The sequence below is a fragment of the Labilibacter marinus genome (assembly GCF_001659685.2).
In the GTDB taxonomy this organism is placed as follows: domain Bacteria; phylum Bacteroidota; class Bacteroidia; order Bacteroidales; family Marinilabiliaceae; genus Saccharicrinis; species Saccharicrinis marinus.
Genome location: NZ_LXYE02000020.1, coordinates 204,960 through 231,323 on the forward strand (window position 1 = coordinate 204,960; position 26,364 = coordinate 231,323).

Below are 26,364 nucleotides of genomic sequence, written 5' to 3' on the forward strand. Positions count from 1 at the left end.
ATTATTTGTGTAATTTTTGATTCCCATGAAAATGAACGAGTCTATTGGTATCAATTACCATTGAAATGGTACCATCCCCCATAATTGAAGCTCCGGAAATAACTTCCTGATCTTTTAGGAGTCTTCCAAATGGTTTAACTACCGTTTGATATTCTCCAATTACTTCATCTACCACTAATCCTACTTTTTTATCCTCAAATTTAACAAGGATTATATGCTGCTTGATTTCCTCTAATGGTTCATTAAAAATATTCCTTAAATTAATGATAGGGAACTGCTCATTATCGAATGTTATAACATCATTAAATATATTTTTTCGGTCTTCAATTTCCAGTGGAAATATTTTTTCTATAGCAGAAATTGGAATCACATATTGCGAACCAGAAACAGTAACCAATAAACCATCTATAATCGATAAGGTTAAAGGTAGTTCCATAGTAACAGTGGTTCCCTTATCTATTTCTGAATCAATAGAAACCTCACCTCGGATTTCGCCAATTTTTCGTTTAACAACATCCATTCCCACTCCTCTACCTGATAAATCGGAAACATTATCTTTTGTAGAGAAACCGCTCATAAATACCAAGTCAAGAATTTCCTTCTTAGTTAATTCTACTCCCTCGTCAACTAGGCCTTTACTAATCGCTTTTTTAAGAATAAAATCGGGGTCAATTCCCTTACCATCATCAATAATTTTAATGATAACACTGGCTCCTTCGTAATAAGCTTTAAAGATGATAGTACCTTTAGGATTCTTTCCTTTTTTAATACGATCATCAGGCATCTCAATGGCATGATCCACACAATTACGAATCATATGTAATAAAGGATCGGTTAAATGCTCAATAATATTCTTATCAAGTTCAATATCTCCACCTTCAATAATAAAGTCAATATCTTTATTTAATTCTTTAGAAAGATCCCTTACCAATCTTTGAAAACGCATCAGATCGTTTTGGATTGGAATAAGGCTTATTTCAAAGGCATTATCACGCAGTTGACGTGTTAATTTTTGAATACTTTCTGATAAAGCTAAAACTTTCGGTTCCCCACTATTTTCAGCATATAAATTTAATTGCGCTTGAATGGTAACTAATTCACTCACCAAGTTAACTAGTTCATCAATTTTTGTTGAAGCAACTCTAATACTTGAAATCTTATGTTCCTTGAGTTGTGTTTTCTTCTTTTCTACAACTTTCTTTTCAGCACCCGACCAGGCAACTCCTTTAAGTAGTTCAGCTGTTAGCTTTTCTTCTCCATTTTTACACTTATCAAAAAGTGCGTCAAACAATGGGTTATCAATAATATTCCCACTAAAAATTTCTGTGATATCTAAATCACATTCATCTTCAACAAAAATAAATACATCCTGAATTTCATTTAACGGTTCTGTTGTGTTTAACACAATATCCCAAGTAACAAAACACTCATGTGGGTTTAACACACTTAATTCAGGTACTTTATCCTTATTTCCTAAAACAATGGCTTTACCTAGCGCATGTAAATCATCTAAAAGAAACAAAGGGTTTGTTCCGTTCTGAAGAATATTTGTATGAGGCCTAAAACTAATTAGATAAGTCTTAGAATCGTCCTGTTCTACTTTTACTTCTGTAACAGAACTAGGTTGATCTTCTTTTTTTGCCTCTTGTTTTTCAGAAACAAGACTTTGTATCTTTTGAGTAAATTCTGCTAATTCTTTCTTTTCAGCTTCATCCGTTAAATCTCCAACTTCTAAAAAATGCTTAATTTGATCGATGGCATTGAATGTAACTGAGATTATTTCATCCGAGATTACCAGTTTTCCATTTCTAACCCAATCAAAAACAGTTTCTAAATGATGTGTAAACTCACTTAAGTCGTTAAAACCAAACATAGCCCCTCCTCCTTTTAGAGAGTGCATGGCCCTAAAAATACGTTCGATAATTTCCTTATCAGACCTATCATTTTCAAGGAGCAGTAAAGCTTCTTCTAAGTCGTGTACATTGTCGAGGGATTCTTCGACAAATTTGGCTCTAAACTTATCAATCATGTGCTTGATTTAAGGATATAAGAGAGTCAAAAAAACGCAAAGATTTACTAACGTCTTCTGAATCAAATTCAAATTGTTGACTTATACCTAATTCTGATTTTAAAACAGGAATAAGCTTAATTGTGTTTGATAATATTTCATTCGAAAAAGAAAGATCACCTTGACGAATAGCACCATAAACGCGTTCTATAGAAAATGCTATCTTATCCATGCCATTTATACCAAGCATAGGTGCTGTACCTTTAATTTTATGTACCGCTGTAAACACTTTTTCTACGATACAATCTGATGCATCTCCAAGTCTATCAACCCCTAAATCTAATTCAATCGAATTTAAGTCGTTTAGGGTATCATTGATAAATCCTTCTTTAATTTTGTTTATCATCTTAATACTCTTGATATAGCACTTAATAATTTTGCTGGCACAAATGGTTTTATAATCCAACCTGTAGCTCCAGCTTGTTTAGCTTCCATTTTTTTAGCCGCCTGCGATTCCGTAGTTAAAAATAGAATTGGAATATGCTTATAAGCATCAATTTCTCTTACCTTACGTATCAACCCTAAACCATCTAGGTTAGGCATATGAAGGTCAGTAATAATAATATCGATATTTCTTCCATCAAGAAATTGAAGAGCATCTTCTCCATCAATTCCAACCAATACGTCATACCCTTCGTTTTCTAGGGTAAAATTTACTACTTCTCTTATACTTTCGGAATCGTCAACAATAAGAACTGTCTTAGCCATAATTAGTTATAATTTATTCTATAGTTTAAATAGGTCGTTAAAACCTGCATTTGCAACTAAAGCGAACATATCTTCATTTAATGTTCCCTCCATATTAAAATTTAATCCATTGTTTATATAGGTAGCTTCAATAGCAACTATTACTTGTATAAAAGTAATATCTATACCAGAAGGATTAGTAACATTAATATTTATGTGTTTAGAAAGATCAATTACCTCGATAAGTTGCTCTTTTATTAAATCTATATGATTAATAATTAACTCACCCGAAATAATTAAACTTTGAGAATCACTTGTGCGATTAATATCAATTGAAAATGGGTTATCCATATTTTGCAGGTTTCAATTAGGGATTTAAAATTTTTCGTAATTATCTAAATCCATCTCTCTTTCGAGATTTATTAAATTTCCTTTTTCTGACACGTTAGTTTTAGCAGGGGCTTTTTCTGTTCTATCTTCTTTAACATCAATACCAGCTTTCTTTTCTTCGTCGACCTTTTCTGCTTTTTTAGCAACTATTTCATCCTGATCTCCAATTTTAAAGAAACTAACTGCTTCTTTTAAACCATCAGCAAGTACAGATAGTTGCTCAGCACTTTGTGTTAATTCATCAGATGAAGAAGCATTTTCCTGCGTAATTAAATTAAGCTGTTGCATAGCCATATTAATTTGCTCTGCTCCAGTTTTTTGCTCCAAACTAGCTGCCGATATTTCTTTAATCAATTGCGTAGTCTTTTCAATATCTGGTACTAAAAGTCTAGATTTTTCTCCAGCTTCTTGAGAAACTTTCAATCCACCATTTACTAAGCCATGAATTTCATCCGCTGCTACTTTACTTCGTTCCGCTAATTTACGGACCTCAGCAGCAACAACAGAAAAACCACGACCGTGTTCACCTGCTCTTGCAGCCTCAACCGCTGCATTTAAAGCTAATATATTTGTTTGAAATGCAATATCTCCAATAATGGTTATTTTTTCAGCTACACCTTTCATTGAATCGGCAGCTTCTGATGATAGTTTATCTGCCACATTTACATCTTTAGCTGTTTCAACTGTAATCTTTTCTGTTTGAACAGCATTATCTGTATTTTGATCGATATTAGCTACCATTTCTTCAATAGAAGTAGACACTTCTTCAGCTGAAGCTGCCTGATCGGCAGAACCTTTGGATAATTGCATCGAACTATCTTTTACACTTTTGCCACTTGATACAAGATCGTTGGCATTATCCTTAATAGATACAACAATGTTTTTGATATTTAAAGCCATTGCTTTTAAAGCATCGGCTAGTTGCCCAATTTCATCCGTCTGATTAATCTCTAGTTCTACAGTTAAATCACCTTCTCCTATAGCTTGAGCGAAACTAACACCTTTGATTAATGGTTTAACAATGCTTGAATATAATATATACGCAATTGCTGCTGAAACGATGATCAATAATATCATCATGAAAATAACAACACGATTAAATCCAGCAAATGATTCATCCATCTCGTTTAACGCATCTCCATTTTGTTTGCTAAACTTATCAACAAAGACAGTTAGTTCATTAACTATTTCATTACTTAAAGTTAATATTTCTCCATCTTCCTGAACCATAGGCTCCACTTCGAAAATAACCATAACATCATCATAAGACTCAAACGAGTTTAAACTTGACATTACGTATTGATGTTTGGTAAACAGAGAATCAACTTTATGAACAATTGCATCAAACGCTACTTTATCGTCCTCATTTGCCCAACCTTTTTTGTATTTATTAATGTTTTCAATTAAGGCAGGATAATCTTCTGAATGAAGCTTTTGTAAAACAACTTTATCTGCAGTACCTGGTTGTCTATCAATAAAAACCCAACTTTTAATTAAAGCCTTAGAGCTAATAACCATATCCTTAAAAGACTGAATATTACTCTCAGATGGGCCATATACTTGTGTAATATTTTCACTTAATTTTCGACTTTCATTTAAAGTAACAGAAGTCAAAACACCGTTAATAATAATTGCCAAAAGAATTAAACTAAAACCAGCAATTAGTTTTTGGGCAATATTTAATTTTAATTTCATTTAATACTACTTTTTAATGGCAGCAGCCATGTTAGATAACTTTGAACTAATACTAAGTCCTAAATTTTGAGCATTACTATTATGTATCTCAAATTTTAAATTATTTTCTCGAACTACAAAATTTATTACCGCTCCATGTTTAGTAGCCCCTTCTGTTTCAGTAATAAGTAAGGAACTTTTTCCTATTTTTCCTAATAAATTTTCAGATTGTCTTGAAAAATTAACACTACCTGAAACATAAAGAACTTGGCAATCTGTAACCTCATCTACAGACTTAAACTGCTTTATAACTACATTCTGGTAACCAAATTTTTTACCTCCAGATTGTTTAGTTAACCAATCGGCAATTTTTGGATTTTTTAAAACACCAATAACAAAGTCACCTTGCTTTGCATCTTCTGGCCAACCTATATAACGAATAAAATTTAAGGTGAAAACAGATTTATATTTCTCTACTTGACTAAAACCTAATTTAGGTATAAACAAGAGAAAAACTAAAATTAATAATATTTTTCTCATAACACACTCCATTAAATTATTTGTTTTCCTGCACTCTGTTACGGTCTATGCATAAAATAGGTTACTTTTTTTGTTCATAAAATGTTAATAAAAGAACATTGCTTAAAAAATGTCGAACAGTAATACATGGTAAACCAATAAAACCAATAAATTTGCCCCAAATTAATTTGATAATAAATGAGGGTTGTAAAACAGGCAAGTGCTAGAGGTGATAAATCGTTTGAAAATAAAATAAAAGACACGTTAGAATCCCTTATAAAGCAATATAAAGAATACAATTTAGCTAAACTAGATATTTTCGTAGATAACGCTATTTGTAAGGAAAATAAGCAAATAGGATTAAGTATATCTTCTATAATTAAAGATCTTTTTAAATCCAATAGCCCAGCCTTTATTGTTCATACTCTAGATATTTGTGATAACTCAGATATTTATATTTGCGCACAAATATTTGAAAAGTCAGAATCAGAAATTCAGTATAAAACAATTTTAAAACATCCTTACGTTGTTATTAAAAGCAATAATAGCACCGAAGTTTTATCTGGAAGCATAAGATTTCAAGAAGATTCATTATTATTCTCAGCACAACGCTGTTTTGATTTTGCGGAACAGATTTTGATGGCAGAGGATATGAATTTTGGAAACATTTATAAACTATGTAATTATATTCCAGACATTAATGGTTCATCAAATTATGAAAATACACAAAGGGGTAACCTTCATATTTTTAATGAAATAAAAGGTTTTTTCTTTGAGGAAAATTTATTTACTCATGGAAAGCCAATAATTTCTAACAGAGATAACTCTGCTGGTAGCTTAGTAATTGATTTCAATGCTATTATTCAAAATAATGAAAGCACAGACTTATCGATAGAGCAGAATGCAAAAATTAATTCTGATATCATAAATTGTAAATCTGTTGGTAATGTGAGTAATAATTATTGGTTCTCTTCAAATAAGGATTTTGAAATAAAATCTGATGATATAGAACAACAGACCATTGAAATAATTAAAGCTATTACATCGCTACAAAATAATATTAAAGGAGAATCAGCAGCACTAAAATTTATTAATGTTAATATTAAAAATAAAGATGATTTTAAATGTGTGAATGAAATTATAACAGGAATTTTTCCTGATACTCCGATAATAATATATACATCGGATGATTTTAAAAATAATCTTCTTATAGAAATTGAAGGTTTAATTTCATGTTAATAAAAAAATAGAATATAGTAAATATCTACTTATTCATTAAATACTTTTTAAAATAAAATGTGGATTATAATTGCACGTACCATATTAAAAAATAGAATTCTATTTTTATCAATTTTAGCTGTTATTACAATCTTTATGGGATATAAAGCTGGTGATGTACAGATGTCGTACCAGTATGCTCCTTTATTACCTGAAGATGACCCAGCATATTTAGAATACGAACAGTTTGAGGAAGTTTTTAGCAACGAAGGAAATCTATTAGTTTTGGGTATAAAAGATCGTGATTTTTTTACCTTAAATAATTATAAAAACTGGATATCATTAACCGAAAACATAGATTCTATTGCAGGGGTTAGTTCTGTTTTTTCTGTTTCGGAATCATACAATTTAATTAAGAATAAAGCCTTAAAAAGATTTGAAATTGAACCTCTTTTCAAGAATAAAGTGGCTTCTCAATTCGAACTCGATTCTTTAAAAAACAAGTTTTATACTTTACCTTTCTACGAAGGTACCATCTACAATAAAGAAAATAGCACTTATTTAATGGCAGTCACTTTAGATCCCGCTATTTTAAAAAGTCCAGAACGTGTTAAATTAATTCAAGAAATTGAAAAAGCTGGAGAAGCTTATACGGAAGCAACAAAAATTGAAATTCACTACTCAGGATTACCATACATTAGAGTAACCACTGCCGAAATGATTAAAAAAGAATTGAATATGTTTATATTCATGGCTTTAGGGATAACGGCTGTTATTATTTTCATGTTCTTCAGATCTTTTAAAGTAGTCATTTTCTCCATGCTAGTTGTAGGAGTTGCAGTGATTTGGGCCTTAGGTACACAAGCCTTATTCGGATTTAAAATTACAGTTTTAACAGGAATGATTCCTCCACTTATCATTGTAATAGGTATTCCTAACTCTGTATTTTTGCTTAACAAATATCATCAGGAATATAAAAATCATGGTAATAAAATTAAGGCTTTACAACGTGTGATTAGAAAGATTGGTAATGCTACATTTTTAACCAACTTAACAACGGCTTCTGGTTTCGCTACATTTATATTTACCAGTAGTAAAATATTGGTTGAATTCGGAATTATTGCTGCAATCAATATCATTGGAGTGTTTATTCTTTCTTTATTGTTGATACCCATCATCTTTAGTTTTTTATCAGCTCCCAAAGAAAGACACTTAAATCATTTGAATAATAAAGCTATAAATAAGGTGGTTGATAAACTAGTTCATATTTCTTTAAACCACCGAAATATAGTTTATGCAACAACAGGAGTTATATTATTACTTGGGGCTATTGGTATAACCATGATTAAAACAACAGGGTATATGTTGGATGACATACCACATGAAGACCCATTGTACTTAGATTTAAAATTCTTTGAGGAAAATTTTGATGGTATGATGCCATTAGAAATCATGATTGATACTAAAAAACCCAATGGAGTTTTAAGAGCAAGTAATTTAAAAAAGATGGATCAACTCCATAAAAAACTATCTGCTCATCCTGACATTTCCAAAGCCCTTTCCTTATCCGAAGCGGTTAAGTTTGCTCGTCAGGGTTTTTATAATGGAAATCCAAAATATTATAGCATACCAAGTAATCAAGAGCGTACTTTCTTACTTTCATATATCTCAAAAGGAGAAGGGGAACAAAAGCAAATTATCAATACTTTTATTGACACACTAAAACAAAAAACCAGATTTAGTTTTAGAATAAAGGATGTTGGAACCACTAAAATGACTGAGTTAAACGATTTGGTTATTGAGCATATCCATGAAATATTTCCTGAAGAAAGATATAACACTACCGTTACTGGAGCAAGTGTGTTATTTTTTAAGGGTACCAAATATTTAATCCGAAACTTATTCATAAGTCTGTTTTTAGCTATCGTTTTAATCGCCTCTTTTATGGCCTGGATGTTTTCATCCAAACGTATGGTAATAGTATCACTGATTCCTAACTTAATTCCTTTAATTATGACAGCAGCATTAATGGGATATTTTGGAATTCCTATTAAGCCATCCACTATATTGGTATTTAGTATAGCCTTTGGTATTTCGGTAGATGATACCATTCACTACTTGGCTAAATACAGACAGGAATTAAGTGAAACCAATTGGAGTATTAAAGCTGCAGTAGTGCTTGCTCTTAAAGAAACTGGGGTAAGTATGATTTACACATCTATCATATTATTCTTTGGTTTTGGTATTTTTGGATTCTCTGAATTTGGAGGAACAGTAGCCTTAGGTATTTTAGTGGCTGTTACTTTATTAATAGCCTTAGTTTCTAACTTAGTTTTATTACCATCATTATTATTGACCTTAGAAAAACATATCACCAATAAATCCTTCAGAGAACCTCTTCTTCATATATATAACGAAGATGAAGACATTGAACTTGAAGATTTAAAAATTAAAGAGGAGTCAAAACCTTTACAAGAGTAAAACAAAAAACCTTAACTAATGCTCAATATAAAAGAACTACAAGAACTGGTAAATAAAAAAATAGATAGTTTAGATATAATATCAGCCCCCAGAGAACTATATACACCTATTGAGTATACGCTTTCGCAAGGAGGTAAAAGAATACGACCCGTTCTTTGTTTAATGGCTAGTCAGCTATTTAAAAAAGATGTTAATGAGATCATTTTCCCTGCGCTCGCTGTAGAGGTATTTCATAATTTCACCTTATTACACGATGACATTATGGACAATGCTGATGTTCGCCGAAACCAACCTACTGTGCACAAAAAGTGGGATGCTAATGCTGCTATTCTTTCAGGAGATGCAATGATGATTAAAGCATACCAATACTTGTGCAAATGTGATGCTAAGCAATTACCCGAAGCCATTGAATTGTTTAATAATGTTGCTCTGGGCGTTTGCGAAGGTCAGCAATACGATATGGAGTTTGAAACTAGAAATGATGTTACTGTTGATGAATATCTGGAAATGATTCGATTAAAAACAGCAATTCTTTTAGCGGGTAGTTTAAAACTTGGAGCCATTTTGGCCAAGGCATCAAAAAAAGATGCTGATTTAATATATGAGTTTGGCATTAATATAGGATTGGCTTTTCAGTTACAAGACGACTACCTCGATAGTTTTGGTAATCAAGATAGCTTTGGTAAAAAAATAGGTGGAGATATAGTTGCCAACAAGAAAACATTTTTATTATTATCAGCATTTAAAAATGCTAAAGGTGAAGATCAACTTAATCTTAATCATTGGGTTGACAAAAAAGATTTTAATAGCGAAGAAAAAATAAACGCAGTTAAACAGATATATTCTAAACTTAAAGTTGATAAATTATCTGAAGAAAAAATGAATGGTTTTTACGAAAAAGCAGTTCATTGTTTGTCGCAAATTGAAGGTGAAAACGAGGCTAAAAAGGAGCTATTAAACTTTTCTTCGAAATTAATGCATAGAATTAATTAGTACTTTTAGAACAATCTTGTTATTTTTAACTTTACTATTCAGTACAAATAAAAAATTCTCTATATCTCACAGGTAATAATAGCCTAATTTATTATTGCCATTTTAGATAAACATATAAGATGGAACAATTAGAAGGGAAAATCATTCAGGTAGTTGGACCTGTAATCGATGTAAGTTTTGACCTAATAGATCAAGAACTTCCTAATATTTTGGATGCACTCGAAATCACCCGAGATAATGGCGAGGTAATAACCGTAGAATGTCAGCAGCATATTGGTGAGCAAACCATTAGATGTATTTCTATGGATGCTACGGATGGACTAGTTCGTGGAATGAAAGTAGTGGCTACAGGCCAGCCTATTCTTATGCCACCTGCCAATCTAGTGAAAGGTAGATTAATGAGTGTAACAGGTAAAGCCATTGATGGGATAGGAGAATTAGATAAAACTAACGGTACACCTATTCACCGTGAACCGCCAAAGTTCGAAGAGCTTTCTACAGAAACAGAAATTCTGTTTACAGGTATTAAAGTAATTGACTTAATTGAACCATATGCCAAAGGAGGAAAAATTGGTTTGTTTGGTGGAGCTGGAGTTGGTAAAACTGTTCTTATTCAGGAATTGATTAATAATATTGCCAAAGGATATGATGGTCTTTCAGTATTTGCTGGGGTAGGGGAACGTACTCGTGAAGGTAATGACCTACTGAGAGAAATGATTGAAGCTGGAATTGTAAATTACGGTGACGAGTTTAAGAAAAGTATGGAAGAGGGTAGTTGGGATTTATCTAAAGTAGATAAAGATGCTTTAGACGATTCTCAGGTAACCATGGTTTTTGGTCAGATGAATGAACCTCCGGGTGCACGTGCTCGTGTAGCATTATCCGGGTTAAGTATTGCTGAAAGTTTCCGTGATGGAGATGGTTCAGGAGCAGGAAAAGATATTCTACTATTCGTAGATAATATTTTTCGTTTTACTCAAGCTGGTTCAGAGGTATCTGCTTTATTAGGACGTATGCCTTCAGCGGTAGGTTATCAGCCAACTTTATCTTCGGAAATGGGTGAGCTACAAGAACGAATTACTTCTACTAAAAGTGGATCAATTACTTCAGTACAAGCAGTATATGTACCTGCAGATGACCTTACAGATCCAGCACCGGCAACTACTTTTACTCACCTTGATGCAACCACAGTATTGAGTCGTAAAATTGCTGAATTAGGTATTTACCCAGCAGTTGACCCATTGGATTCAACATCTAGAATTCTTTCTCCAGATATTGTTGGAGAGAAGCATTACGAAACAACGCAACGTGTAAAAGAAATTCTTCAACGCTATAAAGAATTACAAGATATTATCGCCATTCTAGGGATGGAAGAATTATCTGAAGAAGATAAGTTAGTCGTTCATAGAGCACGTAGAGTACAAAGATTTTTATCGCAACCTTTCCATGTTGCTGAGCAGTTTACAGGTTTAAAAGGTACCTTTGTAAGTATCGAAGACACCATTAAAGGTTTTAATATGATTATTGATGGTGAAGTGGATAAGTATCCAGAGGCTGCTTTTAACCTAGTAGGTACCATTGAAGAAGCGATTGAAAAAGGAGAAAAAATACTTGCTGAAGCTGAAAAATAATGGATTTAAATTTACAGATAATAAGCCCTGAAAAAGTATTATATTCTGCTGATGTAGGATTAATACAACTACCTGGTGTAAATGGAAGCTTTACAGTTTTAAAAAATCACGCAGCTATTGTATCATCGTTAACCCAAGGTAAAATAAGGGTTATTGGTAAAGATGGAAAAGAAGATTTTTTTGATTGTGAAGAGGGTATATTTGAATGCAATAACAACAAAGCAACCGTATTAATTGGTGCTGTTAAAAAATAAAAAAGTAATTACAATATAGCATAGAACCGTTACCACTTGTGGTATCGGTTTTTGCATTTTATAGGTATAGTTTTGGAAAAGATTTTAATTATTAGACTCAGCTCTATAGGAGATATTATTCAATGCATGTCGGTAACAGGTGGTTTTAAAAATCATTACCCTAATTGCGAGGTCCATTGGATTGTGCGTAAGGACTTAGCTTCTTTACTAAAAATTGATCCTCGTATAGATAACTTAATTGAGTTTGATAGAGAAGCGGGGATGGGTGGTTTAATTAAACTGGCTTTTCAGCTAAAAAAGGAAGGTTATACTCATATTTACGATGCACATAGCAACATTCGTTCTAATGTATTAAAAAGCATTCTAAGTCCTTTAAAACTGAAAGCTAAAGTTATAACCAGAACTAAAGCCAGATTGAAAAGAATGCTTCTTTTTAATTTTAGAATTAACCTACTTCCAAAACCATTTAGAGCTTTTGAATCTTTCAGAAAACCAGTTGAAAAATGGGGAATTACTAACTTTTATACCGACACTAATAATTGGGTATTTCCAAAGGAAACTGAAGAAAAATGTATAGAGTTATTAAAAGATCAATCGGCAAAATCAATTACCCTAGTTCCTTCTGCAGCTTGGGAACTAAAAAGATGGCCTGTTGAATATTGGCAAAAATTAATACAGTTACTTCCCGATTTTAGTTTTAATATATTGGCAGGTCCGCAAGATGATTTTTGTGAAGATATAGCAAAAGTTGCCCCTGATAGAGTATTAAACTTAGCAGGCAAAACCTCGTTACTGGAAAGCTTTTGTGTCACTGCCCATTCGAAATATGTGGTGAGTGGAGATACTGGTTTTTTACATGCTGCCGATTTATTCAATATTTCAGGTTGTGCCATTATTGGACCTACAGCCTTTGGTTACCCTACTGGTGAAAAAATGAAAATATTTGAATTGGGTCTTCCATGTCAGCCATGTAGCAAACACGGAGATACTAAATGTAAACTTCAAGAAGTGAAAAAGTGCTTGGTAGATATTACACCTGAACAAATTGCCAAACAAGTATTAAATAGTTATCCAGCTTAAGCTGAGTTTTCTAAAATACTTTTTAAAATTTTAGATTAACAGTGGTTAAGTATTATTGATTCTCTTTTATGAATGTAATATTGGTATAACTATCAATAATATTACTTTTGCAGGATAACCAATTTATATAAACTATATGACCATACTTTTTATAAACTCCATTGGGAAAAATAAATGGGGGGGTGGAGAAAAATGGATTGTGAATACAGCTGCTGGATTACAAGACATGGGTCATAAAGTAATTATTGGTTCCAGAAAAAAATCAATTCTTCAAAAAAAATCTGTTGCTAAAAATATTGATACCATAAATATAAAGCACAGCAACGATTTTAGCATTTTCAGCGCATTTAAGCTTGTTAAATATATCAATGATAACAACATTCAAATTATCGTTGCTAGCTTAAATCGTGATGTTAGAATATGCGGTTTTTCCTCGCTCATATCAAAACATAAACCTAAGGTTATTGGTCGTCAAGGAGTGCAGTTAATTTCTAATAAATGGAAATACAGATTTAGCTTTAAAAATCTGTCCCATGGTATTTTAACCAACTCAAAATCTATCAAAAAAATATATGATAGTTATGGTTGGTGGAACGATTCTTTTGTAAAAGTTATTTATAATGGAATAGCACCTAACGAAACCACCAATAATACCTTCGATTTATCTACAATTCCTTCCATAAAAACAACGGATAAAATAGTAGTTAGTGCTGGTAGATTAGATAAACAAAAAGGCTTTAAATACTTAATTGAAGCTGCTAAAATAGCTAGAGACGAGCAGGATAATATTAAGTTTATAATTGCTGGTACGGGTAAACAATTAAATTATCTGACCAAGTTAATAGTTGATTATAAACTACAGGAGCACGTATTTTTAGTTGGATTTGTAGAAAACATTCAAGGCTTATTAAAAAATGCGGATGTATTTGTGCTAACCTCTTTGTATGAAGGCATGCCCAATGTACTTTTAGAGGCTATGTTGCAAAATATTCCTGTTGTAACTACGCCTGTTAATGGAGCTTCAGAATTAATAGAAGAAAATAAATCGGGCCTTTTTGTACCGATCAAAGATCCTAAAGCCATTTATAGTAAAATTAAACAGGTAATTGATTCCCCTGAAGAAACAAAAGCTATTGTTAAGAATGCGAAACAAGTTGTAACCGAAAATTTTAGTTTAGAAAAATCAGTTGAGAGGGTAAATCAATATTTTTTAGATGTATTAAAAGCAGATCATGAATTGTATTTCCTTGGAGATCATCCAAAAATACGAAAAATACGTTCTGAGTATAATACATTTCGACATAAAAATTTTAAACCTGGTTATTACCTTAAAAACTATTTAAAGGTTAAATACCTGCCTCAATTCTCAAAAATGAAGGCAAGTTCCATGATAAAACATCTTAATCGTTTCGATAACGATTATATCAACTCACGTATTGAGTATTACAATAAGATTAATACACCTACATCCTTACATACTGATTCAATTGAATTAAAAGACTTTATCTACACAGGAGAGGAAAAGACCTATTATTTTGATACGTGGAAATATACACGTCATTTCAATCCGAATAATAAGTTCGCGTTTGAATTTGGTGATGTAACGAAAATTCCCAACGTTCCATCCATTGTAAAAAGCAGACCTATCAATGGTAAAAATCAAAATTCTGTCCTACTAAACCTAAATAGAATAAGACACTTTATCTTTGTTAATGATAAAAAGTCTTTCCTATCTAAAAAAAACAAATTAGTTTGGCGCGGCAATATATGGACTTACCAACCGCAACGTATTGATTTTTTGGAGAAACACTTTAACAATCCAATGTGTAATGTTGGTCATGTAAATAAGGCTGATATAAATACAGTATGGAAAACTGATAAACTATCCATTGATGAACAACTTCAATATAAATTTATATTGTCTATTGAAGGAAATGATGTAGCCACTAATTTAAAATGGATTATGTCTTCCAACTCTTTAGCCGTTATGCCTACCCCAAAATATGAAACCTGGTTTATGGAAGGTAAACTAAAACCAGATTATCATTATATTCACATTAAGGATGATTATTCCGATTTAAATGAAAAATTGGAGTATTATATTACTCATCCTGAAGAAGCTGATCAAATACGCTTAAATGCTAATAAATACGTCAATCAATTTAAAGATAAGAAGAGAGAGAAATTGATTTCGTTATTGGTATTAGATAAGTATTTTGAGAATATTAATTAATCAGACAAGTAAAAAACAACTATACAGAAACTGATAAACAAATTAAGCATGAAAAATATTGGAGTGATTTTGGCAGGAGGCAGCGGGACTAGATTTGGAAGTGAAAAACCCAAACAATTTTTACGCGTTGCAGGAAGAAAAATACTAGAACATACATTGGACACTTTCCAAAACTCCCATATTATAGATGAAATAGCTATTGTAACGCATAAAGGTCATGTAGATGAAGTTAAAGAATCAATTACCGTTAATTCTTTCAATAAAGTAAAAAAAATATTATTAGGAGGAAGTACTAGAAACGAATCAAGCTTAGCTGCTATTAATGCATACTGGTCTAATGAAGACGCAGACAAAATAAATTTAATTTTCCATGATGCCGTTCGTCCATTTGTATCTAACAAAATTCTTAAAGACATTAAAAGTAACTTAGAAAAATATAATGCAATTGATGTTGCTATTGCATCAACGGATACAATAATTGAAGTTGAAGATGATAAAATAGTAAACATTCCTGATCGTAGTAATTTAATGAATGGGCAAACCCCTCAAGCTTTTAAACTTAAAACTATAAAAGAAGCATACGATATTGGTCTTCAAGATCCTAATTTTAAAGCAACAGATGATTGTGGTGTGATAAAAAAATACCTTCCTAAAGAACCTATTTTTGTAGTTCAAGGCGATCCTACTAATATTAAAATTACACATGAATTAGATCTTTTTATCTCGGATAAAATATTTCAAATACGACACAAACAATACTTTAATCAACCATCTCTCGAAGAAATAAAAGGTAAAGTTTTAGTTGTTTTTGGAGGAAACGATGGGATAGGAGGAGCTGCAGCAGATTTAGCAGAAAAAATTGGTGCTCATGTATTTAGATTTAGTAGAAGTTTAACAGGAACAGATATTACATATCCAGAAAAAGTTAAGCAAGCACTAGAGCATGCTTATAATGAGTGTGGAAGAATTGATTACGTTGTAAACAGTGCAGCAATACTTAATAAGCAACCTTTAGATTTAATGGATTACGAAACTATTAACGAATCATTAAATGTAAATATTAAAGGTGCAATTATTGTAGCTAAAGAGAGTTACCCTTATCTGAGTAAATCACATGGTCAACTTATAAATTACACTTCCAGTTCATATACAAGGGGACGCGCTTTTTACTCTGTTTATTCGTCAACCAAAACAGCCATAGTAAATTTAACGCAAGCATTGGCAGAGGAATGGGAGTTAAATAAGGTTAGAGTAAACTGTATAAACCCAGAAAGGACTAAAACACCTATGCGTACCAAGAATTTTGGAATGGAAGAGGAAGATACTTTATTAAAAGCTGAAAAGGTTGCTGAGGTTACTTTGAAAACACTATTAAGTAAATCTTCAGGTCAACTTATTTACGTAAAAAAAATATAGTATTATTTAATTAATAGAGGCTAGAATTTAGCCTCTATTAAAGATTATCATACAGTCACATAAACTGGCGATCTCCTAAATATTTTCCTTCTTTCTTTTCCTTTTATAAATATAGACGATACTTGTTTTATTGTTCTTAGGACAATTGCTTTATATAAATATAAATAGTACATTTTATTGGCTTCTTTTTCTGAAATTGGTTTAATATTATTAGAATAAGGAAAAGCCTTTATTAATTCTTTTCTAATTTTATCTACGTCTTCTTTTCTAACTGCATAATCCTCAATTATAGTGTCAATATTATCTGCGGACAAATCTCGTTCAGATAAATCTATAAATTCAGGTTTTAAATTAAAAACTGAATAATAATCATCAAATTTATAGTTAGAAACATCTTTATGCTTTGCACTATTTCTATTGCTTTCATTTGTAGAAAACTTTAACCATTTATTAGGAACTCCAAGTCCATCCGCAATGATTAAAGGATGCATTGCAGAAGAAACCAATACTTCACATTGAGCTATTTGCTTCACTAATTTATAAGGATTACCTAATACATCAATAACGACTGAATCATTAATATTCTTTTTAATTCTTTTAATTGCTGGATTATTTTTATGTGTAAAATGAGCAACAATACCCAATTTATACTTCTTCTGAATATTTTCTACATTAAAAATATCTTTTACTAATAAACCAGGATCTCCAAGTGCAATACCTTCAAGCGATGAGTTTAAAATATCTTCTAATCTCTTTTTAGAAATCTTACCTCGTAAAGCATGTGGAATTACAGGTCGAATTAGAGTTTCTGGCTTAACAATTTTTTGTTGCATTGTATGGCTATATTTTGGATAATGAAATCCAGAACCATAAATAAAAATTGGACTTTGATTTTCAGGTATCTTCTTTTCAATAGCCCCTAAAAGCAAACGACTATCGGCACAAGATCCTATACCAATACAATCTGCCTCTCTCGGAGGACAACATTCCACATCTACACCAAAAGCCTTAAACATATAGGTATTTAAAGCATCTCCAAAATTATTACTATCCCAAAAACTTAATTTAATTTTGTTTAATTCTTTACTCATAGTTTATATAATACTATAGATTATAGGTTTAATATTTTTCTAAAATATCACAAATTCGTAATGAAACTTTTCCATCTACTTTACCAACAATTTGTTCAGTAACTTCCTTTCTTTCTTTTTCTTTATTATTTATATGCTCTAATTCATTCATTACAACTTCATGAATGAAAGAAGAATCCAATATTTCAATACCTACCTTTCTGTAAATATCCATATTAGAATCTAAACGCTTTTTTATTTTTGATTTAAAAATTCTATATGATAATCTATATCGAATATCTCTATTTATAATAACTGGTTTATTTAATGCAGCGAATTCAAATATAGCGGATGATTCATCTGTAAGCATTATATCCGAAACCGCCATAAATGGGCATAAATCAAAATCCTCGGCATCTGCAAAAAACACATTATTGTATTGTTTCCATAAGGCAAACTTTTTTAAATGATGTTTGTATTTTTTACGTTGTAAACTAAAGAAATGGGGCTTTACAATAATATTTAAATCCTTGAATAATTCAGGGAAATTATTGGGCATATTTTCAATTGAACTTGGATAGAAAGTAGGTGCATATAAAAGAGTTTTTTTACTTAAATCAAGATTGTATTTTTTGAAATAATACTCCTTATCCTCTTTTATAATTTTTATAGCTGTATCTAATTTAGCAAACCCAACGTTATACAAGTTACATTTAGTATCTGGAAATAATTCCTTAATTCTATCTACCCTTTTTTGACCTTCAATAAATCTAATATCATGGTTGTTTAAAATATCAGAATAATAACCGGATTTAGTACCAATACCATGTACAATTGAAACAGAATAATCATAGTTTATATCGAAAACAGGAAATTTATTTCCTCCATTAATCATAAACTTACAAAGAATAGGTTCATCCTCTTCTTTAAAGAGCTTATATTCAAAACCATTGTCAATGCAAAAGTCAATTGCTACTTGGTTTTGATACTCTAAATCTTTACACATCAAGAGAATTAAAAAATCTCTATTTCGTTTTTTTAGCTCTAAAGCAATAGGGTAGAACTGCGGTAAAAAATAAAGATGTTGCGAAACAAATAAGGCAAAATATTTTTTATCCATATAAAATTAATATTGCTTAGATTTAGGATGATTACATTTGTTAAATGGTAAGATTTTATGTGCATGTACTTTTCTTTGATCTTCTGGAGGTAAAGACATATAATCACCATACATATGTGTTAAATACTCATCAACTTTATTAGGACCATAAAAAGATAAACCTTCAAATTCTATCTTTCTTAAAGGGAACATGGTGTCATATTCAAACGAACAAAAACCAACAGTAATATCTATTCCTGTTGACACCATATTATTGCCACTATTTTTTCTTAAAAAGTAATTTTTCCATCTATTAAAACCAACTGTTTTAACTGCAATTGTTGCTAGCATATTTAATAAACCAGACATTTTCTTAACTTTTTTATTTTTAGAAAGATGGTATCTTCTATTAATAAATAGTTTATTCTTATTAAAAGTATCTTCAATGATATCGTACGGAAAAATATCTACAAAAATACCTTGATGATATTTAATGCTTTTATCCACCTCTGTTTTTTGAATAAAAGTGCTATAAACATCTCTAATTTTTGCCCATTTCCAAATAGAATGATCAGTGTCTCGAGTTTGTAAAAACAAACCTTCAGGTAATTCACTCTCAACTATTGAAATAAATTTTTCATAATCACTCCTGATCATACAAATATCTAAATCATCATCCCAAGGTATAAAACCTTTATGACGCACTGCACCCAATAAAGTACCCGCATCTAGCCAATACTTTATGTCATATTTTGAGCATATTTTATCAATAACCTTTAAAACTTCCAACATAACTAATTGAGCTTGTTTAAGAACTTCGTCCGATTTCTCTCTTACCCTTATATCATACTCCATATAAACTATATTCTTTTACTACCAATTAATTGTAATTTTTAACCAATCTAATCATCAAAAGTAAACAAATAAACACAATCGCAAATAGACTTATCATCAATACTTAATGTAAATAGGTACACTAATTCCTAAAATAAGTACATTTGTAATCTATTTGAATCATTTAGCATAACAATGAAAAGAGAAGATTTTGAGATAATGGCGCCAGTTGGTTCTTACGAATCACTTAGAGCGGCAATTCAGGGAGGAGCCAATTCTGTATATTTTGGCATTGAGGGGTTAAATATGCGTTCCAGATCGTCGAATAATTTTACCGTTGATGATTTACATGAGATTGTAAAAATAGCTCAAGAAAGTAATGTTAAAACATATCTTACAGTTAATACTGTTCTTTACGATCAGGATTTAAATTTAATGCGTAAGATTATAGTTGCAGCAAAAGAAGCTAATATTTCGGCTGTTATAGCATCTGATGTTTCTGCTATTTCATTTGCGCGTGAAATTGATGTTGAAGTTCATTTAAGCACACAATTAAATATTTCAAATATTGAGGCTTTAAAATTCTATGCTCAATTTGCAGATGTTGTTGTTTTAGCTCGGGAGTTAGATTTAGATCAAGTTGCAAACATATATCGCGAGATTCAACTACAGCAAATTAAAGGACCAAACGGAAATTTAATTCAAATAGAAATGTTTAGTCATGGTGCCCTGTGTATGGCAGTTTCTGGTAAATGCTACTTAAGTCTGCATAACACCACATCATCGGCCAACAGAGGAGCATGCCTACAAACCTGCAGAAGAAGTTATATTGTTACAGATAAAGAAACTGGGCAGGAACTTGAGGTAGATAATGAATATATTATGTCGCCAAAGGATTTAAAAACCATTCACTTTTTAAACAAAATGGTAGATGCAGGAGTTCGTGTATTTAAAATAGAAGGTAGGGCACGTGGTCCAGAATATGTTCATGCTGTAGTAAAAGCGTACAACGAAGCTTTAAATTCGATATTAGAAGGCACATTTAATCAAAAAAAGATTGATACTTGGGATAAGGAATTAACAACCGTATTTAATCGCGGTTTTTGGGATGGTTATTACTTAGGTCAAAAGCTTGGTGAATGGAGCCATAATTATGGAAATAGGGCCTCTAAACGAAAAATTTACATAGGAAAAGGAACTAATTACTTTCCGAAGATAGGTGTGGCCGAGTTTTTAATGGAAACGCAAAATTTAAAAGTTGGTGACGAAATTTTAGTAACAGGGCCAACCACAGGTGTTGTAAAACTAGTGGTTCCTGAAATACGTGTTGATTTAAAATCTGTTGAAGAAACAGTAAAAGGGGAGAGGTTTTCAATTCCTATTGAAGAAAAAATAAGACGTTCGGATAAACTGTATAAATTAGTCGATGCTCATGCATTATTAAATCAATAATACAACAAAATAAGCACAATGAAATATAAAGGCAATATATCTAAAATGAAAAGTAATTTATCCAATGAGGTAGAGTATTCTTTACCTATTGGCAATGATTTGGTAGAACTAAGTTCTCAAATTAATAAACCAATTACTTTAAATTTCCTTAATCAGATTAATTGTATTGCCTGTGGTAAAATCACAAAAAAATCCTTTGGTCAAGGGTTTTGCTATAATTGCTTTGCTTCAGCTCCAGAAGCCAGCGAATGTATCTTACATCCAGAAAAATGTCAAGCTCATTTAGGCATTTCAAGAAATATGGATTGGGCAGAAAAACATTGCTTACAAGCTCATATAGTTTACTTGGCCATATCATCTAATTTAAAAGTTGGGATAACTCGTAAATCACAAATTCCAACACGATGGATAGATCAAGGGGCAAGCCATGCAATTGTTATAGCAGAAACGCCCAATAGACACATTGCTGGAACAATAGAGAAATTTCTGATGCAATTTTATTCAGATAAAACTAGTTGGCAAGCCATGCTAAAAGGTAAATCGGTTGATGTTGACTTAAAAGCTGAAGCTATTACTGCAATAAATAAATTACCAAAAGAGCTCCAAAAATATACAGACACAACAAATGAAGTTCTTGATATTAACTTTCCAATCAATGAATATCCTACAAAAATTTCAAGTTTGAGTTTTGATAAAACTAGTATAGTTGAAGGAGTTTTAAAAGGTATTAAAGGACAATATTTATATCTTAATGATAATCAAGTTATAAACATTAGAAAACATACTGGATATTTAATAGAAATGGATGTTTAAAGATTATTCAGGTATAGTATTTCCTGATTTATTTCTTTTAATTTTTTGAGTACTAAATTTAAACTCCACATTATTTACCAAAGAATCTTTATTGGTATTTACTGATGAAGTTATCACATCAAAAAAATCGTTTACTAAAAATTCAGAAATTTCTCCATTTACAATATTAACTTCATTTAAAGGATATATTCCTTTCCAATTATTAATTAATACCTTTCTTAAGGTAGTATTTTGAGAAAAAAAGTCGCCAATTAATATTACTGGAAGGCCAGCAGAAACATTGTCTATACGGCGTAAAACTTCGTATGCAATAAATTCAGACTGCTCATTATTTAAAACCCTCTGCAACTGTAAATTAAATAAGTAAAAAACATGACCTGTTTGAATATTTTTTAACTGAAACCATGAAACTATATTCTTATCCTTTTCTAAATATTCCTTTTTAAAAATATAAAAGGAAGAACCTAACAGTGTAAAAGAAGTAGATTTATAAACTATAGGCGAATAGAAAATATTTGAATCTGACTGTAAATGGTGAATAGGAATAAACTGATATCCTTTAGCTTCTATAACAGATTTACAATTATCACTAAAGATAGTTTCCTTAAAGCTAATTAAATCAGGCTCCAGTTTTGAAATAAATACCTGTAAGGTGTCGAAGTATGGTTGATTTATATGTACAGGGTTTGAGGTATACTTACAGTTAAATTTAATGGTAGATATAGATACTTTTTTGCCTTGATTATTACACGAAGCAAAAATTAATAATAAACATACCCATATAGCACCAGTTACTTTCATTCTTTGATAGATTTTGGGCTAAATATACTGGTGTAATAGGCAATTAAAATACCTTTTTACATATGAGTAGTTTAATCGTTGATAATAGTGCTTAAAACGATGACTACGGCAACTAATCTAACGAATCAATATGAATAGTAACTCCTAAGTTATATTTTTCTTTTACCACATTTTCATACTCTGTGGCAATATGGTGAGCTTCAGATAAACTCATGTTTCCAGGCAATGATATATGAAAAGTTAACTCACTGTGATGTCCATATTTATGAATCAGAAAATGATGTGGATCAAGATCTCTCGTAAATGTATTCACACCCATTTGTTGAATACTCTCCTTTAACTCATCTTCAATTCGTTCACCTAAAAATAACGACAGTGCTTCTTTTAAAATAGAGTAAGTGGTATAAAATATTAATGCAGAAACAATTAAACCTAAAACTCCATCCATCCACCAGTAATATTTTCCAACGAATATCCCAACCAATATAACTACACTCGAAATAGCATCACTTCTATGATGCCAACCATCCGCAATAAGCGAAGAAGAACTAGTCTTTTTTCCATAGTAAATAGAATATTGAGCCATTACTTCTTTTACTAGAATAGAGATAACAGTAATAATAATAGCCCATTTTCCATAAGTCACAGATTCATGAGAACTCAACTTTAAAATTGATTCGTAAGTAAAGTTAGCTCCAACTATGGCTAATAAAATACCCACGAAAATAGTTGCAATAAGCTCAGCTCTACCGTGCCCAAATGGATGATCCTCGTCAGCAGGCTTTAATGAAACTTTAATACCAATAAGTACAGCAAATGATGAAATTGAATCCGTTAAAGTATGCCAGGCATCGGCAATTAATGCCACTGAGTTGTATAATAAACCAACCCAGAATTTAATAACAAACAGAACTATATTTAATAAAATAGATAACCAGGAAACAATTACACCTACATTATATTTTCTTACTGAACTCATTTAATCAATTCTTAATAATTATATTCTCTACGGGATAACCTTCTCTTATCCATTCTTTTAAACCACCTTTAAGCTCATATGCTTTTCTGTAACCTCTATTTTTTAATAGTTTAGCACATTCATTACTTCTTTTACCTATTTTACAATAAAGTAGGAGAGTAGTTTGTCTAGGCACATCTTTTAAAAGTATAAATAAACTATCCTTTTCACCAGCCCAAAGTGCATTTTTAATCCTATTATTCTCATACATTTCAATAGGTCTAATATCTAAAATAAGGGCATTTTCTTCCTCATTTATTAATTTATAAAATTTTTCGCATTCTACCTCAGTTTTTTTTTGAGCAAAACCTGGAATAGAAAATAAACCAATGAAGAAAACTACTATAAATACTCTCATAAAACACATTTAAACAATAAAGAAATCGGATATAATTTGATCAGTTAAAAACTTACTTTCACGTCTCACTTTTAAATAACCTTGTTCTTCAATTAGTTTTTTTGCCTTTATATTTTTTTGCTTTATCTGTTTAAATTCATCCATAAAAATAGCACTAAAATTATTCATTGAATTAAGATAAACTCCTTTACTTGTGCGTAAACCAAGCATAATTAATTCATTATACAAATCCTTTTCTGTTAAAGTTTCAGTTTCATAAAACACTTTATCCTGACTTATATTTGTAATATATTTTTTTAAATCAGAAACATTCCACCTTCTCCTATTATTAGTATACGAATGTGCAGATGGCCCTAAACCAACATAACTATTTCCTGTCCAATAATTAGAATTGTGCTTGGACTCAAAACCTTCCTTACAAAAATTTGAAATTTCATAGTCATTAAATTTAGCACTTGTAAGCTTTGTAATTAAAGTATTATACTGCGAAACACTTTCCTTATCATCAATTTCGCTTACAATATTTCTTTTTAAGTTTTTATAAAAAGGAGTACCTGGTTCAAAAGTTAAATGATAAGCTGAAATATGTATTACATCTAATTCTATGGCGGTATCAATAGTATGTTTCCACTCCTGATCAGTCATTTTAGGAATACCATAAATTAGATCTATACTCATATTAGTAAATCCTGCAATTTTTGCTAATTGAACCGCAATTTTTGCTTCTTCAGCACCATGCCTGCGATTCATATAAGTTAAAATTCTGTCGTTAAAACTTTGAATACCCATACTTAAGCGATTAAAACCAATTTCTTTTAAATCACCTAAATATTCAGTTGTTATATCATCAGGATTAACTTCTATCGTTATTTCCTCTAAAAACGAAAAATCATAAACCTCTTTTAAAGCATTAAAAATGATTACTAATTCCTCTTTTTTTAAAAGGCTAGGCGTTCCACCACCAAAATAAATAGTTTTAATTTTTTCATCAACTTCACCGGCTCTCAGCCCAATTTCCTTAACCAATGCATCAATAAATTCAGACTTATCTTTTAGTCTTATAATACTGTAAAAATCACAGTATCCACACTTTTGAGTGCAAAAAGGAATATGAATATAAACTCCTGCCATTATATATTTTTCTATTCAACTATTAATTACAAATAATGTTTAAAATTATTTAACATGAACGTTTCACGTGAAACATTTGTTTTATACTTATTTATGGTATTTTTGTTGATAACTTTAATAGCGTTGTTAATAACCAAATTTACAATTCAAAACTTTCGTATATATCTAATTATGAATATATTAAAAAATTATTGGAGAACCCTTTTACTAGTCGCTATCATCATTTTTTTAAGCCTTATGAACGTTAATAAGGTTATGCCTGATAAAGTTAGTTTTCATAAACATTTTGATAAATTCGCACACTTTTCAATGTACTTTTCATTAAGTTTTATCTTTTTTATAGAAAACTATAAAAACTCAAAACATATTAGAAAACGTTGGATTGTGCTAGATACTATAACTTTAGGTATTGCATTAGAATTTATGCAAGCTCTTTTAACCAGTAATAGAAGTGGTAATTTTTATGATGCCGTATTTAATAGCATTGGAGTAATATGCGGAGCTATACTTTTTTTTAGTGTAAAAAAATACTCATTCATATATAACATACTACTTTTCAAAAATTAAAGTAGATAGTAATCTTCTTTATCTCCAATTCTTTCGGCAATTAATCCTATACTTTCGCTTTTAAACAGTTTTAGCATTTCTGCTCTAACCGAACAAAACTCATCATGAACAGGACAAGGACGATTATTTTCGTGCGCTGACTTACAGGTATTCATACCAATCAAGCAGTTTTCAAAAACATCTAAGCCATCAATTATTTTTACAATATCTAATAAAGTAATTTCATACGCATCCAATGCTAATGTAAAACCGCCATGTGGTCCTTTATTAGAAAGTAACATTTTTTGTTTTGCTAAAGTCTGCAGAATTTTACCAAGAAAGGGTGTTGGGATATCTAAATCCTTAGATATTTGTTTGATTCCAATTTTCTTACCTTCTTCCTGGTTAATTGCCAAATAGATAACCGAACGAACAGCGTACTTACAAGTATTAGATAGCATAATAAAAGATTTACAAATGCTAAATTACACAAATATCATAAAATGCAAATAACTAATTACATTCTTTTATAAAGCAACAATACTTAAATCTTCAAATAAAGAAAATAAGTATTAATGCTTTAATATAATAGTGAAGT

25 protein-coding genes are annotated in these 26,364 nt (G+C 30.8%); 11 read left to right on the top strand and 14 right to left on the bottom strand.

All coding sequences use genetic code 11. The features are described 5' to 3' along the window. Position 1 precedes the first annotated feature (1 nt). The 6 genes from A8L32_RS09830 to A8L32_RS09855 are packed head-to-tail and all read right to left on the bottom strand — an operon-like array spanning position 2 to position 5,359. Positions 2-2,029: a chemotaxis protein CheA gene (locus A8L32_RS09830; RefSeq protein ID WP_066630248.1), complete on the bottom strand. Its 2,028-nt coding sequence runs from the start codon at positions 2,027-2,029 to the stop codon at positions 2-4. Beyond that, positions 2,022-2,414 (bottom strand): Hpt domain-containing protein, encoded by a 393-nt coding sequence (locus A8L32_RS09835; protein WP_066630250.1) that lies wholly within the window; start codon positions 2,412-2,414, stop codon positions 2,022-2,024. Before A8L32_RS09835 ends, A8L32_RS09830 begins: the two co-directional genes overlap by 8 nt. Next, positions 2,411-2,776, bottom strand: coding sequence for a response regulator (locus tag A8L32_RS09840; protein ID WP_066630252.1), 366 nt, complete (start codon positions 2,774-2,776; stop codon positions 2,411-2,413). The genes A8L32_RS09835 and A8L32_RS09840 overlap by 4 nt, the downstream gene beginning before the upstream one ends. A gap of 18 nt (positions 2,777-2,794) precedes the next feature. Continuing rightward, complete coding sequence (locus tag A8L32_RS09845) at positions 2,795-3,106, bottom strand: hypothetical protein (RefSeq protein WP_066630254.1); 312 nt, start codon at positions 3,104-3,106, stop codon at positions 2,795-2,797. Between the two features lie 24 nt (positions 3,107-3,130). Further along, on the bottom strand, positions 3,131-4,840 hold the full coding sequence (locus A8L32_RS09850; protein ID WP_066630257.1) for a methyl-accepting chemotaxis protein: 1,710 nt from the start codon (positions 4,838-4,840) through the stop codon (positions 3,131-3,133). Between the two features lie 6 nt (positions 4,841-4,846). After that, a complete protein-coding gene (locus A8L32_RS09855; RefSeq protein ID WP_066630259.1) occupies positions 4,847-5,359 on the bottom strand; it encodes a YfiR family protein in 513 nt (170 codons plus the stop codon). 177 nt (positions 5,360-5,536) lie between these two features. Here A8L32_RS09855 and A8L32_RS09860 point away from each other — a divergent pair, with 177 nt between their 5' ends. The 8 genes from A8L32_RS09860 (at position 5,537) to A8L32_RS09900 (ending at position 16,644) form a co-directional block, all read left to right on the top strand. Further along, complete coding sequence (locus tag A8L32_RS09860; RefSeq protein ID WP_066630261.1) at positions 5,537-6,577, top strand: RidA family protein; 1,041 nt, start codon at positions 5,537-5,539, stop codon at positions 6,575-6,577. A gap of 57 nt (positions 6,578-6,634) precedes the next feature. Continuing rightward, complete coding sequence (locus A8L32_RS09865; protein ID WP_066630262.1) at positions 6,635-9,037, top strand: efflux RND transporter permease subunit; 2,403 nt, start codon at positions 6,635-6,637, stop codon at positions 9,035-9,037. 18 nt (positions 9,038-9,055) lie between these two features. Beyond that, positions 9,056-10,030 carry a polyprenyl synthetase family protein gene (locus A8L32_RS09870; RefSeq protein WP_066630263.1) on the top strand — a complete coding sequence of 325 codons (975 nt, stop codon included), beginning with the start codon at positions 9,056-9,058 and terminating at the stop codon, positions 10,028-10,030. Between the two features lie 119 nt (positions 10,031-10,149). Next, positions 10,150-11,661, top strand: coding sequence for a F0F1 ATP synthase subunit beta (gene atpD, locus A8L32_RS09875; RefSeq protein ID WP_066630268.1), 1,512 nt, complete (start codon positions 10,150-10,152; stop codon positions 11,659-11,661). Beyond that, a complete protein-coding gene (locus tag A8L32_RS09880) occupies positions 11,661-11,915 on the top strand; it encodes a F0F1 ATP synthase subunit epsilon (RefSeq protein ID WP_066630270.1) in 255 nt (84 codons plus the stop codon). The genes atpD and A8L32_RS09880 overlap by 1 nt, the downstream gene beginning before the upstream one ends. Positions 11,916-11,987: 72 nt before the next feature. After that, positions 11,988-12,995 carry a glycosyltransferase family 9 protein gene (locus A8L32_RS09885; protein ID WP_066630272.1) on the top strand — a complete coding sequence of 336 codons (1,008 nt, stop codon included), beginning with the start codon at positions 11,988-11,990 and terminating at the stop codon, positions 12,993-12,995. Positions 12,996-13,131: 136 nt separating this feature from the next. Continuing rightward, positions 13,132-15,228, top strand: a complete 2,097-nt coding sequence (locus tag A8L32_RS23305; RefSeq protein ID WP_083631254.1) for a glycosyl transferase family 90 — start codon at positions 13,132-13,134, stop codon at positions 15,226-15,228. A 48-nt stretch (positions 15,229-15,276) separates the two neighbouring features. Continuing rightward, on the top strand, positions 15,277-16,644 hold the full coding sequence (locus A8L32_RS09900) for a bifunctional cytidylyltransferase/SDR family oxidoreductase (RefSeq protein WP_066630274.1): 1,368 nt from the start codon (positions 15,277-15,279) through the stop codon (positions 16,642-16,644). 47 nt (positions 16,645-16,691) lie between these two features. On the opposite strand, the gene A8L32_RS09905 is transcribed toward A8L32_RS09900, so the two are convergent. From A8L32_RS09905 to A8L32_RS09915, 3 genes are read right to left on the bottom strand one after another with little or no spacing between them, the layout of a single operon-like run. Next, positions 16,692-17,735, bottom strand: a complete 1,044-nt coding sequence (locus tag A8L32_RS09905) for a polysaccharide pyruvyl transferase family protein (RefSeq protein ID WP_066630276.1) — start codon at positions 17,733-17,735, stop codon at positions 16,692-16,694. 28 nt (positions 17,736-17,763) lie between these two features. Continuing rightward, positions 17,764-18,834 (bottom strand): CDP-glycerol glycerophosphotransferase family protein, encoded by a 1,071-nt coding sequence (locus tag A8L32_RS09910; RefSeq protein ID WP_066630278.1) that lies wholly within the window; start codon positions 18,832-18,834, stop codon positions 17,764-17,766. 6 nt (positions 18,835-18,840) lie between these two features. Next, positions 18,841-19,668, bottom strand: coding sequence for a LicD family protein (locus tag A8L32_RS09915; protein ID WP_066630280.1), 828 nt, complete (start codon positions 19,666-19,668; stop codon positions 18,841-18,843). Positions 19,669-19,842: 174 nt separating this feature from the next. Here A8L32_RS09915 and A8L32_RS09920 point away from each other — a divergent pair, with 174 nt between their 5' ends. Both A8L32_RS09920 and A8L32_RS09925 read left to right on the top strand, forming a co-directional pair. Next, entirely contained in the window at positions 19,843-21,099 is a 1,257-nt protein-coding gene (locus A8L32_RS09920; RefSeq protein ID WP_066630282.1) for a peptidase U32 family protein, read from the top strand. A gap of 18 nt (positions 21,100-21,117) precedes the next feature. After that, on the top strand, positions 21,118-21,912 hold the full coding sequence (locus A8L32_RS09925; protein ID WP_066630284.1) for a DUF2797 domain-containing protein: 795 nt from the start codon (positions 21,118-21,120) through the stop codon (positions 21,910-21,912). A gap of 3 nt (positions 21,913-21,915) precedes the next feature. Here A8L32_RS09925 and A8L32_RS09930 read toward each other — a convergent pair whose 3' ends face one another. From A8L32_RS09930 to hemW, 4 genes are all read right to left on the bottom strand, one after another. Next, positions 21,916-22,713, bottom strand: a complete 798-nt coding sequence (locus A8L32_RS09930) for an exonuclease/endonuclease/phosphatase family protein (protein WP_066630286.1) — start codon at positions 22,711-22,713, stop codon at positions 21,916-21,918. Between the two features lie 112 nt (positions 22,714-22,825). Then, positions 22,826-23,692 carry a cation diffusion facilitator family transporter gene (locus A8L32_RS09935; RefSeq protein ID WP_066630288.1) on the bottom strand — a complete coding sequence of 289 codons (867 nt, stop codon included), beginning with the start codon at positions 23,690-23,692 and terminating at the stop codon, positions 22,826-22,828. 4 nt (positions 23,693-23,696) lie between these two features. After that, positions 23,697-24,089: a rhodanese-like domain-containing protein gene (locus A8L32_RS09940; protein ID WP_075590480.1), complete on the bottom strand. Its 393-nt coding sequence runs from the start codon at positions 24,087-24,089 to the stop codon at positions 23,697-23,699. A gap of 9 nt (positions 24,090-24,098) precedes the next feature. After that, the gene (gene hemW / locus A8L32_RS09945) at positions 24,099-25,220 is read right to left on the bottom strand and encodes a radical SAM family heme chaperone HemW (protein WP_066630292.1); all 1,122 of its coding nucleotides are present in this window, start codon (positions 25,218-25,220) and stop codon (positions 24,099-24,101) included. A gap of 171 nt (positions 25,221-25,391) precedes the next feature. Between hemW and A8L32_RS09950 the strand changes: the two genes are divergently transcribed. Next, the gene (locus A8L32_RS09950; protein ID WP_143525060.1) at positions 25,392-25,787 is read left to right on the top strand and encodes a VanZ family protein; all 396 of its coding nucleotides are present in this window, start codon (positions 25,392-25,394) and stop codon (positions 25,785-25,787) included. Here the strand turns inward: A8L32_RS09950 and A8L32_RS09955 are convergent. Beyond that, positions 25,784-26,227 carry an RrF2 family transcriptional regulator gene (locus A8L32_RS09955; RefSeq protein WP_066630294.1) on the bottom strand — a complete coding sequence of 148 codons (444 nt, stop codon included), beginning with the start codon at positions 26,225-26,227 and terminating at the stop codon, positions 25,784-25,786. The two genes, A8L32_RS09950 and A8L32_RS09955, sit on opposite strands and share 4 nt — an antisense overlap. Between the last annotated feature and the right edge of the window lie 137 nt (positions 26,228-26,364).

Excerpts from the sequence above, each read along its gene's own strand:
- A8L32_RS09905 (WP_066630276.1), bottom strand. The coding sequence starts at position 17,735 with ATGAGTAAAGAATTAAACAAAATTAAATTAAGTTTTTGGGATAGTAAT.
- A8L32_RS09835 (WP_066630250.1), bottom strand. The coding sequence starts at position 2,414 with ATGATAAACAAAATTAAAGAAGGATTTATCAATGATACCCTAAACGAC.
- A8L32_RS09950 (WP_143525060.1), top strand. The coding sequence starts at position 25,392 with ATGAATATATTAAAAAATTATTGGAGAACCCTTTTACTAGTCGCTATC.
- A8L32_RS09915 (WP_066630280.1), bottom strand. The coding sequence starts at position 19,668 with ATGGAGTATGATATAAGGGTAAGAGAGAAATCGGACGAAGTTCTTAAA.
- A8L32_RS09850 (WP_066630257.1), bottom strand. The coding sequence starts at position 4,840 with ATGAAATTAAAATTAAATATTGCCCAAAAACTAATTGCTGGTTTTAGT.
- A8L32_RS09880 (WP_066630270.1), top strand. The coding sequence starts at position 11,661 with ATGGATTTAAATTTACAGATAATAAGCCCTGAAAAAGTATTATATTCT.
- A8L32_RS09845 (WP_066630254.1), bottom strand. The coding sequence starts at position 3,106 with ATGGATAACCCATTTTCAATTGATATTAATCGCACAAGTGATTCTCAA.
- A8L32_RS09865 (WP_066630262.1), top strand. The coding sequence starts at position 6,635 with ATGTGGATTATAATTGCACGTACCATATTAAAAAATAGAATTCTATTT.
- A8L32_RS09955 (WP_066630294.1), bottom strand. The coding sequence starts at position 26,227 with ATGCTATCTAATACTTGTAAGTACGCTGTTCGTTCGGTTATCTATTTG.
- atpD (WP_066630268.1), top strand. The coding sequence starts at position 10,150 with ATGGAACAATTAGAAGGGAAAATCATTCAGGTAGTTGGACCTGTAATC.
- A8L32_RS09870 (WP_066630263.1), top strand. The coding sequence starts at position 9,056 with ATGCTCAATATAAAAGAACTACAAGAACTGGTAAATAAAAAAATAGAT.
- A8L32_RS09860 (WP_066630261.1), top strand. The coding sequence starts at position 5,537 with ATGAGGGTTGTAAAACAGGCAAGTGCTAGAGGTGATAAATCGTTTGAA.
- A8L32_RS09910 (WP_066630278.1), bottom strand. The coding sequence starts at position 18,834 with ATGGATAAAAAATATTTTGCCTTATTTGTTTCGCAACATCTTTATTTT.
- A8L32_RS09900 (WP_066630274.1), top strand. The coding sequence starts at position 15,277 with ATGAAAAATATTGGAGTGATTTTGGCAGGAGGCAGCGGGACTAGATTT.
- A8L32_RS09830 (WP_066630248.1), bottom strand. The coding sequence starts at position 2,029 with ATGATTGATAAGTTTAGAGCCAAATTTGTCGAAGAATCCCTCGACAAT.
- A8L32_RS09930 (WP_066630286.1), bottom strand. The coding sequence starts at position 22,713 with ATGAAAGTAACTGGTGCTATATGGGTATGTTTATTATTAATTTTTGCT.
- A8L32_RS09940 (WP_075590480.1), bottom strand. The coding sequence starts at position 24,089 with ATGAGAGTATTTATAGTAGTTTTCTTCATTGGTTTATTTTCTATTCCA.
- A8L32_RS09920 (WP_066630282.1), top strand. The coding sequence starts at position 19,843 with ATGAAAAGAGAAGATTTTGAGATAATGGCGCCAGTTGGTTCTTACGAA.
- hemW (WP_066630292.1), bottom strand. The coding sequence starts at position 25,220 with ATGGCAGGAGTTTATATTCATATTCCTTTTTGCACTCAAAAGTGTGGA.
- A8L32_RS09935 (WP_066630288.1), bottom strand. The coding sequence starts at position 23,692 with ATGAGTTCAGTAAGAAAATATAATGTAGGTGTAATTGTTTCCTGGTTA.
- A8L32_RS09840 (WP_066630252.1), bottom strand. The coding sequence starts at position 2,776 with ATGGCTAAGACAGTTCTTATTGTTGACGATTCCGAAAGTATAAGAGAA.
- A8L32_RS23305 (WP_083631254.1), top strand. The coding sequence starts at position 13,132 with ATGACCATACTTTTTATAAACTCCATTGGGAAAAATAAATGGGGGGGT.
- A8L32_RS09855 (WP_066630259.1), bottom strand. The coding sequence starts at position 5,359 with ATGAGAAAAATATTATTAATTTTAGTTTTTCTCTTGTTTATACCTAAA.
- A8L32_RS09925 (WP_066630284.1), top strand. The coding sequence starts at position 21,118 with ATGAAATATAAAGGCAATATATCTAAAATGAAAAGTAATTTATCCAAT.